A 15,306-nucleotide genomic window follows, 5' to 3' on the forward strand; every position below is an offset into this window, starting at 1 on the left:
GTTAACAGTAATTATTTATCGATAACATGTGATTATTGTACTATTAATTTTTGAGTTTTACTATCACCAGCTTCATTATTAAGCTTTAAAAGGTAGATGCCTGAGGTTAAATTAGATGTATCAACTTGAATAGTAGTTATTACATCTTTTATTAAAATTTTTCTATTTAGATTGCCTAATACAGTGAAAATTTCAATACTTTCTAAATTAATGTTATTAAGGTTTGATATTGTTAATTTATCAGTTACAGGATTAGGAAAAATTGAAATACCTTCTAAAGTATTTAAATTTTCTGACCCTAATGTAGAAGAGTTAAATGTGAAAGTAACTGTAGCCATTCTATTCCCATTAATCGGAAATCCAGAAACCATACTTATTGATGTTCTTGGAGATGTTACAGCATTACCAGAAGTATAATCTGTACCAGAGTCTGTACCAGAATCGTAAGCAAACACATCAATAGTAAATGTATCTCTCCATCCATTGTTGATAGATGGGTCTCCAGATTTTAGGTCTAAACTATTAATAGCTATAAACCAATCTGGACTTGGTGCAACCATAGACACTAAAGTAATTAAAGGGAAATCTTCGTTAACAGTAATACTATTTATATTAGAAGTACTAGCGTTTCCAGCAAAAGGAGCAAACCCTTGTTGTAAATATTGATTTGCCTCACCAGATGTAATTAAAGCACTTATTTCACTACTAAAAGCACTTGTGTTACCTGTTTCAGCTATATTTTTTATGCCATTAGTAGTAGGTGCACTAGTGCCAAACTCTAAAATAGTATTTGCAGTTTTATGGGTAGCGCCAGCAAGAGGAGACCAATGAGCACTTTCAGGAACTGATGTGTGATCTGTTGTATTCCAAATTGTAGTTACTGAAATATCATAATTTGCAGTACTTTGCGAAAAAGAAAATGTGCAGGTTAAAAAAGACAAAATAAAAGTAATTTTTTTCATACGATGATTATATTGAGTATTTTATAATTAAAGTAAGTCGAAAAAATATCAAAACCTTACATTCTTAAAAATAATAGTAATTTTAGCTTTAAAATTTTTGAATATATAATGTTAAAACCCATAAAAATAATTGAATGTCCACGAGATGCGATGCAGGGTATAAAGCAGTTTATCCCTACAGCCCAAAAAGTGCAATATATTCAGTCCTTATTACGTGTGGGTTACGATACGATTGATATTGGGAGTTTTGTGTCACCTAAAGCTATTCCTCAAATGGTTGATACTGCTGAGCTGCTTTCGCAACTGGATCTATCTAAAACTACAAGTAAGTTATTGGCAATTATTGCCAATGTTAGGGGTGCAAATGATGCTTGTAAACATGAAATGATTGACTATTTGGGTTATCCATTTTCAATTTCAGAAAATTTTCAAATGCGTAATACGCATAAAACGATTTCTCAATCGGTAGAAGTGCTATCAGAGATACTCGAAATTGCACAAAATGCAGATAAACAACTGGTAGTTTATATTTCTATGGGTTTTGGGAATCCGTATGGAGACCCTTGGAATGTGGATATAGTAGGCGAGTGGACCGAAAAATTGGCGAACATGGGTGTTAAAATACTGTCTCTAAGTGATACCGTTGGAACTTCTAACGCTGAAAACATCAATTATCTGTTTTCAAATTTGATTCCAAAATATCCCAATATTGAATTTGGGGCGCATTTGCACACCACTCCAAGTACATGGTTTGAAAAAGTGGATGCAGCATATAAGGCTGGATGTTATCGTTTTGATGGCGCTATTCAAGGCTTTGGGGGTTGCCCCATGGCTAAAGACGAGCTTACTGGAAATATGCCTACCGAGAAATTGTTATCCTATTTTACTTCACAAGGAAAAAACAATTTAAATGCTATGAGTTTTGAGAGCGCTTATAATGAAGCAAGTAAAATTTTCAATCATTTTCATTGATTAGTTACTTTACCTAAATGTTAAATTTTCAACTTATAGTTTCTTCAAATATCTAAAAATAAGTTAATTACAAATTGGTAAAAATCTTTATTTAAATTTAATCTAAATAAACTTTGTGTAAGTAATTTTCAGTTTTATATTTGCAAATGAAAACCTATTTGTAATAAGTCTAAATAAAAAGACGCCAAAAAAACATAATGAAAAAATTAATTTTAAGTGCATGTGTTGTAGCTACTTTATTCCAATCATGTTCTAATGACGATGATAACACTGTAAACCCAGTTAGTGTAGTTGCACCGGCAACGTTTGAGTTTACAAGAGATGGTAGCTCTACAGTAAGTTTTAGTGGGCAAACTACTAGAATTGAAATGGGAGAGGAATTAATTGATGCGTTAAAGGACACATCAAAATCTGAAGCTCAAATAGATGGTATGTTTACCAATACAGGCGATAATTTTGCGGATGCTGATTTAAATGCCTCAAGTAAAAGCATTAGAAGTAAAACTGCAGCTTCTGCAGATTACTTTTCTGCAAACACTACAGATGCTAATGCTATAAAAGCAGATTTTGAAAGCTGGATAGCTGCGCAAGTAGATGAGGTTTACCCAAACTGGGATGTTGATGCAGCAGCAGGTATTGCTGGAAAAATACAAGAAGCTGGTGGTGGCTCAACAAGATATGTAAATGCTAAAGGCTTAGAGTATAACCAAGCAGTAAATAAAGGGCTAATTGGTGCTTTAATGGTAGACCAAACACTAAATAATTACCTAAGTCCTGCTGTTTTAGATGCAGGTTCTAACGTAACAGATAATGATAACGATGTTGTTGCAGAGGGTAAACCTTACACTAACATGGAGCATAAGTGGGATGAAGCTTATGGTTATACTTATGGTTTAAATGCAGACCCAGCTAATCCAAATTTAGATTTAGGTGCAGATAGTTTCCTTAATAAATACATAGGTCGTGTAGAAGGCGATCCTGATTTTGCTGGAATTGCAGAAGAGATTTACCAAGCGTTTAAGTTAGGGAGAGCTGCAATTGTTGCCAAAAATTATGAAGTTAGAGACGCACAAGCTGCCTTTTTAAGAGAAAAAATATCAGAGGTTATTGGTATAAGAGCTGTGTATTATTTACAACAAGGCAAAAATATATTAGACACTGATAAAGGTGCTGCATTTCATGATTTATCAGAAGGATTCGGATTTATTTACAGTTTGCAATTTACAAGACAACCCAATACTGATGCACCATATTTTACAAAAGCTGAAGTTGATGGATTTATCACAACCTTAACAGCAGGAAATGGGTTTTGGGATATTAGCGAAGATGCCTTAGATACAATGTCTAACACTATAGCAGCTAAATTTAATTTTACAGTTGCCCAAGCAGGAAGTACAAATTAATATGAGTTTAATTTAGTTATTATTTATAAAAAAGTAGTTGTTTCATGATGAATTGGAGCAACTGCTTTTTGTATTTTTGCAAAAAAAGAAAAGGAATAAATTTTAGATTATGAAAAAGTTTTTTTTAGGATTAATTTGTCTAGGTATTATTGTGGCGTGTAGCTCGTCATCTACAGATGATGATTCAACAGGAGGTAATGATAATTTTGATAGAGGTGCTTTATTAACCAATGTAGCCGATAATATTATAATTCCTGCTTTTGAAGATTTACAAACTAAACTTTCTGCTCTAGATGTTGCCAGAGGAAACTTTGTTAACGACATGTCTCAAAGTAATCTTGATGCTTTAAGTGATGCTTGGTTAGAGGCCTATAAAGTTTGGCAATATGTAGAAATGTTTAATATTGGTAAAGCCGAAGGTATAGATAATACAAACTTTATAGGTTTTGTGTCTTTCTTTAATATCTATCCTTTAGAAGTATCAGATATTGAAAATGGAGCAGGAACAGGAAATTACGACTTAACAACTGGAAACTATCACGACGGACAAGGTTTTCCTGCATTGGATTTTCTAATTCATGGTGTAGCAGATAGTGATGCTACGGCATTAGACAAATTCACTTCAAATTCAAAAAAAGAGGGTTATGTTACTTATTTAGATAATGTTGTGGCAAGAATGAATACCCTAAATAATACCATTCTTAATGATTGGAAAAATAACTATAGAGACACTTTTGTAACTAATCTTTCTAGTTCTACAACAGGTTCGATTAGTAAGATTGTTAATGATTTTGTCTTTTATTATGAGAGAGGTTTAAGAGCAAATAAGATAGGAATTCCTGCTGGTAACTTTTCTAATGAGCCTTTACCGAATAAGGTAGAAGCGTTTTACAAGAAGGACGTGTCCAAGTTATTGGCCTTAGAAGCTCTAACCGCAGTACAGGACTTTTTCAATGGAAAAACTTATAACGAATCAAGCACTGGAGAAAGTTTTAAAACCTATTTAGAAGCTTTAGGTAGAAATGATTTAGCTACTACAATTACATCTAAATTTAATGAAGCTAAACAGAAACTTGAGGTTTTAGATGATAGTTTTTACAATCAAGTAGACACAGATAATACTAAGATGACTCAAGCTTATGATGCTTTACAAACTGCTGTTGTGTCTTTAAAAGTAGATATGATGGGAGTATTTCAAGTATCCTTGGATGAAGGTTTTGTAGATAGTGATGGCGATTAAAACACAAAAAAACACTCAAAAGGTTGTCTTAAAAAAAGACAACCTTTTTTATTTTATATGAATTTCAATTTTAAAACATACATAAACCAAACTGCACACGCAGCACCGTTAGCTGTTTTTAGGATAGCTTTTGGTATTATGATGTGTTTTAGTATCCTTCGCTTTTGGTATCATGGTTGGATTGAAACCTTATACTTAGAGCCAAAATTTCATTTTTCTTATTATGGGTTCGAGTGGGTAAAACCAATTGGGAATTACACTTACGTATTATTTGTTATTTGCGCTATTGCTTCCATATGTATAGCCATAGGTTTTAAATACAGAATAGCAATCATTATCTTTTTTCTGACTTTTACATATATAGAGTTGATGGATAAAACCACTTATCTCAATCATTATTATTTTGTAAGCCTCTTAAGTTTTTTAATGATTTTTTTACCTGCAAATGCCTATTATTCTTTAGATAATATTCTTAGAAAAAAAAGTTACGAGACTATTCCTAAATGGACGATTGATAGTTTAAAACTCCTGTTAGGTATTGTCTATTTTTATGCAGGATTGGCAAAACTGAATAGCGATTGGTTATTTAGAGCGCAACCCTTAAAAATATGGCTCACTTCAAAATACGATATCCCATTAATTGGTGAAGCTTTTATGCATCAAAATTGGTTTCATTATGCCATGAGTTGGGGTGGTATGCTGTACGATTTAACCATACCGTTTTTATTATTATACAGAAAAACAAGAGTTTTTGCTTTCGTAGCTGTTGTGTTTTTTCATGTATTTACTCGAGTGTTGTTTCCAATCGGGATGTTTCCGTTTATCATGATTGTATCTACATTAATTTTCTTTGATGCAGGTTTTCATCAAAAAATAATCAATGCCCTAAAAAAACTATTCTCCTTTTCAAAATCAAAATATATTCATGTAAGAGAAAGATATATTTTTCAATCTAGAACACCAGTTATTTTGTTGTTATCTATATTTTTTATCATTCAATTTATCTTACCATTTAGATATCTTTTATACCCAGGAGAGTTGTTTTGGACAGAAGAAGGCTACCGCTTTTCTTGGCGCGTGATGCTTATGGAAAAAATGGGAATCTCAACCTTTAAAATTGTAGATGGAGACACAGGCGCATTTTTTTATGTAGATAATAAAGATTTCTTAACAACGTTTCAAGAAAAACAAATGAGTTTTCAACCTGATTTTATATTAGAATATGCACATTATCTGGGAGATCATTTCACCCAACAAGGGCACAAAAATGTACAAGTATTTGTGGAAAGTTATGTGGCACTAAATGGAAGATTAAGCAGCCTATATGTAGATAAAAGTGTAAATTTGTACGCCGAAAAAAAATCGTTTAAACCCAAGCTTTGGCTATTGCCTTTTAATGATGAGATTAAAGGATTGTAATTTACTTATAGCACTTTTAGTAAGTGTTTCGTTATATGCCCAAAATACAGTAAAAGGTGTTGTATTATTTGCAAAAACAAATACGCCTATAGCTAATATTGAGGTGTACGATAAAAGCTCCGGATTACTCACAACTACAGATAGTGTTGGTAATTTTCAATTTGAAACTTCAAAAGAAACCATAAGCTTACTGTTTTTTTCTTCGGAATACGAGATAAAAGAAATAGAAATCTCTACTACAAATTCTAAGTCTTTAAAAATCATATTAGAGTCTTCAACTACTGAATTATCCGAAGTTGTTATTAACGCACGTAAACGACGTGTTTTTGAATTAAAGCGCTTAAGAGATGTAGAGGAAACCGCTATTTATGCTGGTAAAAAAACAGAGGTGGTTTTGGTAGAACAATCTTTGGCTAATTTGGCATCTAATAATGCAAGACAAATTTACAGCCAAGTAGCGGGTTTAAATATTTTTCAAAATGACGATGCAGGTTTGCAGCTAAATGTTGGTGGGCGTGGTTTAGACCCTAATAGAACGGCAAATTTTAATACCAGACAAAACGGTTATGATATCAGCGCCGATGTGTTGGGCTATCCCGAAAGTTATTACACACCTGCTGCCGAAGGACTTTCAGAAATTCAAGTCATTCGCGGTGCAGCGTCTTTACAATACGGTACGCAGTTTGGCGGTTTAATCAACTTTAAACTAAAAGCACCAAACCCTGATAAAACGATAGAGCTAATTACTAGAAACACCTTAGGCAGTTTTGGGTTATATACCAATTTTACGAGTGTAAGTGGTACCAAAAATAAATGGAGTTACTACACTTATTTTAATTACAAAAAAGGGGATGGATTTAGACCAAATTCTGAGTTTGAATCTAAAAATATTTTTACGCATATTGGCTATCAATTCAACAAGAACACAAAATTAGAAGGAGAAGTCACCTATCTAAATTATTTAGCGCAACAAGCAGGAGGTTTAACGGACGATATGTTTAACGATAACCCGTTTCAAAGCAATCGTGCTCGTAACTGGTTTAAGGTAAATTGGTTATTGTATAACTTAAAATTTGCACATAAATTTTCAGAGAACACCAACTTCACATTTAATATTTTTGGTTTAAATGCCTCAAGAGATGCACTAGGTTTTAGAACCAATCGTGTAAACCAATCAGATCCAGGGAATGAGCGCGATTTAATTGTGGGCGATTTTAATAATTTTGGTTTCGAAACACGACTATTAAGCAAATACAAAATACAAGATAAAAACGCCACATTTCTTATAGGTGGTAAGTTTTATAAAGCAGATAATTACCAAAAACAAGGCCCTGGAAGTGATGGTTTAGGTGCTGATTTTAATTTTGCAGAAGACGAATTTCCAAACTATCCAGACCAATCAGAATTTGATTTGCCAAACCTAAACGTTGCCCTTTTTGGTGAAAATATATTTTACCTGTCAGATCAATTTTCAGTAACGCCAGGGTTTAGATTCGAATATATAAAAACCCAAAGCGAAGGCTTTTTTAGGCGTATAAATACAGACGGTGCGGGCAATGTTATTTTAAACGAAGAGATTAGAGACGATCGTAATTTTGAACGTTCCTTCGTATTGCTTGGTGTAGGTTTAAGCTACAAACCAAATAAAAGCCTAGAGTTTTATGGTAATATTTCTCAAAACTACCGCTCGGTAACATTTTCAGATATTAATATTATCAATCCTGCGTTTTCAATTAATCCTGATATTACCGACGAAAAAGGGTTTACTGCCGATTTAGGAATTCGTGGTAATTTCAAGAGATACGTATCTTACGATTTAGGCGTTTTCGGTTTATTCTATAACGATCGTATTGGCTTCATTCAAAAAGGTTTACCCGATGGTAGAGTAACTAGCGAAAGGGGTAATGTGGGAGACGCTGTAATGTATGGCATAGAATCTTTGTTCGATTTCAATCTTAAAAAAATAGTAAACCTAAGTAACGATTTTCAATTGAATTATTTTGTAAATACCTCCATTATCAATTCTCAATATACAGTGTCTCAACAAGCTGGAATAGAAGGTAACCAAGTTGAGTTTGTGCCAGATTTAAACCTTAAAACAGGGCTTAATGGTGGGTATAAAAACCTTTTAGCAAGCATTCAATACACTTATTTAGGAAGGCAATTTACAGATGCTACCAACTCTACCCAAGCAAGCTTAAGTGGCGTTATTGGTGAAATTCCAGAGTACGATATTTTAGATGTGTCTTTATCGTACACTTTCAAAAATTTCAAATTAGAAACAGGTATAAATAACGTTTTAGACAATGCCTATTTTACTAGAAGAGCAACTGGTTATCCAGGGCCAGGAATTATTCCATCAGCTCCAAGAAATTGGTATACAACTTTACAGATTAAATTTTAAAATTTTTTGGGCGTGCCCCTAAAGGGTCGGGCTTTCCGTTATATCTTTTGTTTTTGTCCTGCTATTAAGGTGAGATAATTTTAATAAAATTGGTAGTATTAATAAGTAGCTATAGCATCTTATCATACAAAACAAAAGGATGCCACTGCAATCCCTCACGCACGCATCTGCTCAGGTCAATCCTTACTAAATTATAGCACGTATTTTTGCAAACGTATGTATTTTTTAATTCTTGCATCATAATAATTAATCTATAAATTAAATCGTATATTTGCACGCAATTATAACTGTAATTGCAACATGACTGCACACGAAAACAAAATTCTAGGTGAAGGTTTAACTTACGACGATGTACTTCTAGTACCAGCCTTTTCAGAAGTATTACCAAGAGAGGTAAGTATTCAAACAAAATTCACAAAAAACATTACCATTAACGTACCGATTATTTCGGCGGCAATGGATACCGTAACCGAAAGTAAAATGGCCATAGCTATGGCGCAAGAAGGTGGTATTGGTGTACTTCATAAAAACATGAGTATAGAAGCTCAAGCTATGAAAGTACGTCGTGTTAAGCGTGCAGAAAGCGGTATGATCATAGATCCTGTTACTTTACCACTCACCGCAACAGTTGCAGATGCTAAACAAAACATGGCAGAACATAGCATTGGTGGTATACCAATTGTAGATAAAGATGGTACCCTTAAAGGTATAGTTACTAATCGTGATTTACGTTTTGAGCATGAAAACAAAAAATCTATCGCTGAGGTTATGACCTCTGAAAATTTAGTAACAGCAGCAGTGGGTACGTCGTTAAATGATGCCGAAAGCATACTTCAAGAACATAAAATAGAAAAGCTATTGATAGTTGACGATAACTATAAATTATCTGGCTTAATAACGTTTAGAGACATTACAAAGCTAAGTCAGAAACCAAATGCCAATAAAGATAAATATGGGCGTTTACGTGTAGCTGCAGCTATTGGTGTTACTGGTGATGCTGTAGATAGGGCAGAAGCCTTAGTTAATGCTAGTGTTGATGCTGTAGTAATTGATACCGCTCACGGGCATACTAAAGGCGTAGTAAGTATATTAAAAGAAATAAAGAAAAAGTTTCCGCAGCTCGATGTTATTGTTGGTAATATAGCCACAGGTGCTGCAGCTAAATATTTAGTAGAAGCTGGCGCAGATGCTGTTAAAGTTGGTATTGGTCCAGGTTCTATATGTACTACACGCGTTGTTGCAGGTGTTGGTTTTCCACAATTTTCAGCAGTATTAGAAGTTGCTGCGGCTATAAAAGGTACAGGTGTTCCTGTAATTGCAGATGGTGGTATTCGTTACACAGGTGATATTCCAAAAGCTATTGCAGCGGGTGCAGATACCGTAATGTTAGGGTCGCTTTTAGCAGGTACAAAAGAATCTCCAGGAGAAACCATTATTTACGAAGGGCGTAAATTTAAGTCTTACCGTGGCATGGGTTCTGTAGAAGCTATGAAGCAAGGGAGTAAAGACCGTTATTTCCAAGATGTAGAAGACGATATTAAAAAACTAGTACCAGAGGGTATTGTTGGTCGTGTGCCTTACAAAGGCGAATTAAACGAAAGTATCCATCAGTTTGTTGGTGGTTTACGTGCAGGTATGGGCTATTGCGGCGCTAAAGATATTGCTACTTTAAAAGAAACGGGTCAGTTTGTAAAAATTACAGCAAGTGGTATTAATGAGAGTCATCCACATGATGTAACCATTACTAAAGAATCACCTAATTATTCTAGATAGTAGTTTTTGTTATAGTTTTGAAAAGTAGACTGCATCACCAACTTTTAACCCCCAAGTATCAGTTAATCCTGCATTAATTTCTAAAACATATTTAGCAGGAATTTCTGATGGTAATGACGTTTCATTAAAGGGTTTTGCATTTTTTTGAAAGCTCACAATAGTTGTATCCGAATTCATATAGATAATATCTAATGGTATTCTTGTGTTTTTCATGTAGAAAAAGCGTTGTTGCTCATCTTCAAAAATAAATAGCATGCCTTGTTTTTTTGCCATGGTATTGCGGTACATTAATCCTGTTTGGATATCAAAATCTGTATCTGCAACTTCAATATCTAATGCAATTTTTAAAGTATCTTTTTCAGAATTAAAAATAGATAATTTACCTTCTTTTTTAAATGTAACTTCGGTTTGGGAAACAGCCTTTGTTTCTTTCTTACAAGAATAAAAAGCGACACTTATAAGCAGTGAGATATAGAAAGGACTTAAAAAACGTTTCATGTTTTAACGTACCACCGTTTTAGGTTTATAAATAAACATAAAATATAAGCCTATTACAATGAAAGGAATACTTAGCCATTGACCAGTATTTAAATTGAACCAATTTATATATTCGTCTCCTTGCGGCTCTTTTACGTATTCTACAAAGAACCTTACTGTCCATAATAACACTAAAAACAAACCAAAAAGAAAACCAGTTTGGTTTTTTTTAGGAGTTTTAGAATAGAAATACCACAATAAAAGAAAAACAAAAATATAACAAAATGATTCGTATAGTTGAGAAGGGTGACGATAGGGTACCGCTTCTAATAATTCTGGATTGCTAGCAATAGCGTTATAGGCATCTTGTACATCTTTAACTCCTGTTTTTCTAACAACTTCGTATTTATTATAATAATCTTGAATAAAACGTACACCAAGCGGAAAATCGCCTGAGGCTTTTCCGATAATTTCAGAATTAATAAAATTACCAATTCTTACAAATACAGCACCTGAAGCTACAGGAATCACTATACGATCTAAAATCCAAAGTAACGATTTGTAATTGTATTTTTTACGGTATAGATACATACCAACAATAATACCTATTGCAGCGCCATGACTTGCTAATCCTTGAAAACCAGTAAATTGTATACCATCTTTAAAACTAAAAGGTAAAAATATGCTAAAAAAGTCTTGCTTTATAAGTTCAGATTGATAAAAGAGCACATGACCTAAACGCGCACCTAGCATGGTAGATAATACCACGTATATAAACATAGGGTCTAAATACTCTAGGTTAATCTTTTCTTTTGTGTAGATACGCTTCATAATGTACCAACCCAAAATAAAAGCTATAACCCACATAAGGCTATAAAAATGTAGTTTAAAATCGCCTACGATATCAATTCCTGTTACAGGATTCCAGTTAAACTTTAATGCGTGCATGAATATTATTTTACTGCGTAAATATAAAGGTTTAACACCACTTTAGTGTTAAATTTTTGTTTACCTATTTTAAAAACAACTCACTAAATTTTTGCTTTAGTGTATTAATAATTTGTTATCTCAGACTCCATTTGAATTTAATAAAAAAGTTTATAAATCAAATTTGATATATACTTATTTGGCTAAACTCAAAATTTCAACCTCAAAAATAAGATTTGTTTTAGGCGGTATACCTCGGTTTCCTGCTTCTCCATATCCTAAGTGATAAGGAACAAATAGAGTAGCCTTATCTCCAACTCTTAAGTGTTGTAAGCCTTCTTTAAAACCTGCTATCATGGTAGCATCGGGACTTAAATCTGCTTTTATAGGTTTATAAGCATTTGCTGCTTTTTTTCTTTGATTAACAGCTTCTAAAGCTTCAGCTAATGATAAATCGCTTGTGTCAAGTAATTTTCCGTCTTCAAAAAATAGAGCATAGTGCGCCATAGCTTTTGAGAATACTTTGAGTGGTTCACCATCTCCAGCTTTAGAAATATAATATTTTAGACCAGACTCTAAAGTTGTAGCTTTTTCTTTTTGTAAACGATGCTTTTCAACAGTTTTATTTTTTATGTTTTCTTTACGCGCTTTTTCAGCTTTTTCTCTTTTTTCGCGTTCAGCAAAATGACTTTCAAAAACATAAGGGGCATTAAATTTTTTAGCATCACTACCTTTTCTAATTATCTTTAGTTGGTTAATAACTACGCTGTCTATTGGTTTATCTCTAGCATCGGTTTCAATATTAGAAATAGAATCTTGCACATCTAAGCCAAAAACCAATTCGCCAAAAACGCTATAACGATTATCTAAATCTGGACGCGGTACTTCGGTAATATAAAATTGACTACCGTTAGTGTTTGATCCAGAATTTGCCATGGCTAAAATGCCTGGTTTATCATGTTTTAAGTCAGGATGAAATTCATCCATAAAACGATAACCAGGGTTTCCAGCGCCAGTACCCAAAGGATCGCCACCTTGTACCATAAATTTATCAATAATACGATGAAAAATTAAACCATCGTAAAACTTTTCTTTTTTGTATTTCTCATTAACTAAAGTGTTTGTGCCTTCTGCTAGTGCAATAAAATTTGCTGAAGTAACTGGTGCCTTTTTATAATTTAATTTAGCTACCATTTTTCCTTTTGTGGTATTTATTTCGGCGTAAATACCATCTTCTAATTCTGGGTATTGCGATTTACAACCCGAAAGCGCTAGTGTAAAAACCGTTACAATACAAACGGTTATAGTATTCAATTTTAACATGCTAATTATCTTCTGTTTTTGTGATAGAATTTACAGTAACTTCTGCAATAAGAGGAATATTTGTACCAATTTTATTCTCATCACCATAATAGCCGTAAGCTTTTTGAGAAGGGAATAAAAACGTAACGGTTTCACCAGGTTTCATAAGTTTTAAACCTTCACGTAAACCAGTAAATAACTCTTGTCTATCCATAGTATAGTTTAAATTTTTAAAATTATCAACTGGATAGATAAGGTTTCCCTTTAAATCTTTTAATGTATAAGAGTAATTTACAATATCACCATAGTTAGGCGTAGGAGCAATAGCTTCATTAGTTTTAGTATTATAGTAGTACCAAAATCCGTTTTCAGAGGCTAAATATTCATTACTAGAATTAGCAGACATTATTTGGTTAAACTGTGCTTGTTCTTTTGCATTCAGTTTTTTATTGCGTTCTACAGATTGATCTATAAACGAACCCGTTTTTACAGAAACAGGTTTTCGAGCTTCGGGCGTTTTGCACGCAAAGCAAAAAAGCAAAATAGTTATTAAAGTTAAAGATTTATTCATGATGTAGGGCGTCTTTATATTGAGGTAATATACTAAGAAATTTTTCAATTGTAGCGGGTAGCGATGTTTCACTTCGTCCGCCTGCAGCATTATTATGGCCACCACCACTAAAATGTGCTCTTGAAAATTCGTTTACAGAAAAACTACCTTTTGAGCGTAATGAAATTTTAATAATTCCCTCTTGCCTGTCTTCTATAAAAATAGCGGCAAAAATAACATTATCTAAAGAGAGTGCATAATTTACTACACCTTCAGTATCTCCTTTTTTATAGTCGAATTTGCGTAATTCGTTTTGTGTTAGCGTAATATAGGCAGTTTTTAACTCTGGAATAATTTTTAAATTTGTTAACGCACAACCTAACAACTGTAACCTATTGTAGCTATTTGTATCGTAAACGTTATTGTGTATCTCTGAGTTTTTTGCACCTTTTTCAATCAATTCTGCTACAATACGATGTGTAGTACTTGTAGTAGCAGCAAACCTGAAAGATCCTGTGTCTGTCATGATACCTAAATAAAGACATGTTGCAATATTTGTATCAATTTTATCAGTATCGCTTAGCATATTTATAAAATGATATATCATTTCACAAGTAGAACTCATACTTACATCGCTATATGTGTAAGTAGCATAATCATCAGGTTCTTGATGGTGATCGATTAAAATTTTTGTTGCTTTCGTGGTTTCAAGTATAGCTTGCATTTGCCCTGTTCTATGAAAGGCATTAAAATCTAAAGTAAAAATAATATCAGCAGCATTAATGGTTTTATCACTTATTTCAGTTTGCACGTCGTATTTATAAATAGTATCCTCACCAGGTACCCATTTTAAAAATTCTGGATAATCATTTGGTGTTATTACTTGTAAATTATGATGGTACTTTTTAAGATAATGATATAGGCCTAACGTTGAGCCAATAGCATCACCATCAGGATTTTTATGGCAAACTATAACTATATGTTTTGGTGTGCTTAATAATGCTTTTACTGCATTAATATCGTTTGTATTCATAGGAAACGAATATACAATTTTTTAAACTTGCTATTTGTTGAAAATGCGTTACTTTTGCGGCAAATAAAAAAAACGAAATGGCAACAAATAGAACATTTACAATGCTTAAACCAGATGCAGTTGAAAAAGGGCATATTGGTGCAATATTAGAAAAAATTACAGCTTCAGGGTTTAGAATTGTAGCAATGAAGTTAACGCAGATGACTACAGCTGATGCTGAAACATTTTATGCAATACACAATGAGCGCCCATTTTTTCCAGATTTAGTGGAATATATGACACGTGGCCCTATTGTAGCTGCTATTTTAGAAAAGGAAAATGCGGTTGAAGATTTTAGAACCTTAATAGGTGCTACAAATCCTGATGATGCTGCAGATGGTACAATTAGAAAAATGTATGCTGCTTCAATAAGTGAAAATGCAGTACATGGTAGTGATAGTGATGACAATGCAGCTATTGAAGGTGCTTTTCACTTTTCTGGAAGAGAGCAGTTTTAAAAAAAACCTTTATAATAGTATACGAAAAAGCCCGAAACATTGTTTCGGGCTTTTTGTGTTTAAAAAAAGTGAAATAATTATATATTAGATTACTTTTACGTTTACTGCGTTTAAACCTTTTCTACCTTCTTGAAGATCGAACTCAACGTTATCGCCTTCGCGAACCTCGTCTACCAATCCAGAAATGTGAACAAAATGTTCTTTTCCTGATCCTTCTTCTGTTATGAATCCGAATCCTTTAGAATCGTTGAAAAATTTTACTGTACCTGTACTCATTGTATTTGTATTAAATTAATATATGTTAATGTTAGCAAAGTTCGTACCACAAAAAAAGTCTATCAAGAAAC

General features: G+C 33.2%; 14 protein-coding genes. 7 read left to right on the forward strand and 7 right to left on the reverse strand.

Features of this window, described 5'->3' with window-relative positions; genetic code table 11:
• Positions 1-32: 32 nt before the first annotated feature.
• Positions 33-962: a spondin domain-containing protein gene (locus tag ACKGJY_RS06360; protein ID WP_413973031.1), complete on the reverse strand. Its 930-nt coding sequence runs from the start codon at positions 960-962 to the stop codon at positions 33-35.
• Positions 963-1,070: 108 nt separating this feature from the next.
• On the opposite strand from ACKGJY_RS06360, the gene ACKGJY_RS06365 reads away from it, so the two are divergent.
• From ACKGJY_RS06365 to guaB, 6 genes are all read left to right on the forward strand, one after another.
• On the forward strand, positions 1,071-1,934 hold the full coding sequence (locus tag ACKGJY_RS06365) for a hydroxymethylglutaryl-CoA lyase (protein WP_413973032.1): 864 nt from the start codon (positions 1,071-1,073) through the stop codon (positions 1,932-1,934).
• A gap of 197 nt (positions 1,935-2,131) precedes the next feature.
• Positions 2,132-3,337: a DUF4856 domain-containing protein gene (locus ACKGJY_RS06370; RefSeq protein WP_413973033.1), complete on the forward strand. Its 1,206-nt coding sequence runs from the start codon at positions 2,132-2,134 to the stop codon at positions 3,335-3,337.
• Between the two features lie 109 nt (positions 3,338-3,446).
• A complete protein-coding gene (locus tag ACKGJY_RS06375) occupies positions 3,447-4,577 on the forward strand; it encodes an imelysin family protein (protein ID WP_413973034.1) in 1,131 nt (376 codons plus the stop codon).
• Between the two features lie 57 nt (positions 4,578-4,634).
• Positions 4,635-5,996, forward strand: coding sequence for an HTTM domain-containing protein (locus ACKGJY_RS06380; RefSeq protein ID WP_413973035.1), 1,362 nt, complete (start codon positions 4,635-4,637; stop codon positions 5,994-5,996).
• The gene (locus ACKGJY_RS06385; protein ID WP_413973374.1) at positions 5,977-8,400 is read left to right on the forward strand and encodes a TonB-dependent receptor domain-containing protein; all 2,424 of its coding nucleotides are present in this window, start codon (positions 5,977-5,979) and stop codon (positions 8,398-8,400) included. Before ACKGJY_RS06380 ends, ACKGJY_RS06385 begins: the two co-directional genes overlap by 20 nt.
• 300 nt (positions 8,401-8,700) lie before the next feature.
• The gene (gene guaB / locus ACKGJY_RS06390) at positions 8,701-10,173 is read left to right on the forward strand and encodes an IMP dehydrogenase (protein WP_413973036.1); all 1,473 of its coding nucleotides are present in this window, start codon (positions 8,701-8,703) and stop codon (positions 10,171-10,173) included.
• 9 nt (positions 10,174-10,182) lie between these two features.
• On the opposite strand, the gene ACKGJY_RS06395 is transcribed toward guaB, so the two are convergent.
• The 5 genes from ACKGJY_RS06395 to ACKGJY_RS06415 form a co-directional block, all read right to left on the reverse strand.
• Positions 10,183-10,671 (reverse strand): DUF192 domain-containing protein, encoded by a 489-nt coding sequence (locus ACKGJY_RS06395; protein WP_413973037.1) that lies wholly within the window; start codon positions 10,669-10,671, stop codon positions 10,183-10,185.
• A 3-nt stretch (positions 10,672-10,674) separates the two neighbouring features.
• Complete coding sequence (gene lgt / locus ACKGJY_RS06400) at positions 10,675-11,598, reverse strand: prolipoprotein diacylglyceryl transferase (protein ID WP_413973038.1); 924 nt, start codon at positions 11,596-11,598, stop codon at positions 10,675-10,677.
• 174 nt (positions 11,599-11,772) lie between these two features.
• A complete protein-coding gene (locus ACKGJY_RS06405; protein WP_413973039.1) occupies positions 11,773-12,900 on the reverse strand; it encodes a peptidylprolyl isomerase in 1,128 nt (375 codons plus the stop codon).
• 1 nt (position 12,901) lies between these two features.
• A complete protein-coding gene (gldI, locus tag ACKGJY_RS06410; RefSeq protein WP_413973040.1) occupies positions 12,902-13,450 on the reverse strand; it encodes a gliding motility-associated peptidyl-prolyl isomerase GldI in 549 nt (182 codons plus the stop codon).
• Positions 13,443-14,462: a DHH family phosphoesterase gene (locus ACKGJY_RS06415; RefSeq protein ID WP_413973041.1), complete on the reverse strand. Its 1,020-nt coding sequence runs from the start codon at positions 14,460-14,462 to the stop codon at positions 13,443-13,445. The genes gldI and ACKGJY_RS06415 overlap by 8 nt, the downstream gene beginning before the upstream one ends.
• 77 nt (positions 14,463-14,539) lie before the next feature.
• On the opposite strand from ACKGJY_RS06415, the gene ACKGJY_RS06420 reads away from it, so the two are divergent.
• Positions 14,540-14,959 carry a nucleoside-diphosphate kinase gene (locus ACKGJY_RS06420; RefSeq protein WP_413973042.1) on the forward strand — a complete coding sequence of 140 codons (420 nt, stop codon included), beginning with the start codon at positions 14,540-14,542 and terminating at the stop codon, positions 14,957-14,959.
• A gap of 84 nt (positions 14,960-15,043) precedes the next feature.
• On the opposite strand, the gene ACKGJY_RS06425 is transcribed toward ACKGJY_RS06420, so the two are convergent.
• Positions 15,044-15,235 (reverse strand): cold-shock protein, encoded by a 192-nt coding sequence (locus ACKGJY_RS06425; protein WP_413973043.1) that lies wholly within the window; start codon positions 15,233-15,235, stop codon positions 15,044-15,046.
• Positions 15,236-15,306 lie beyond the last annotated feature (71 nt).

The organism is Hyunsoonleella sp. 2307UL5-6 (genome assembly GCF_047345485.1).
GTDB lineage: Bacteria > Bacteroidota > Bacteroidia > Flavobacteriales > Flavobacteriaceae > Jejuia.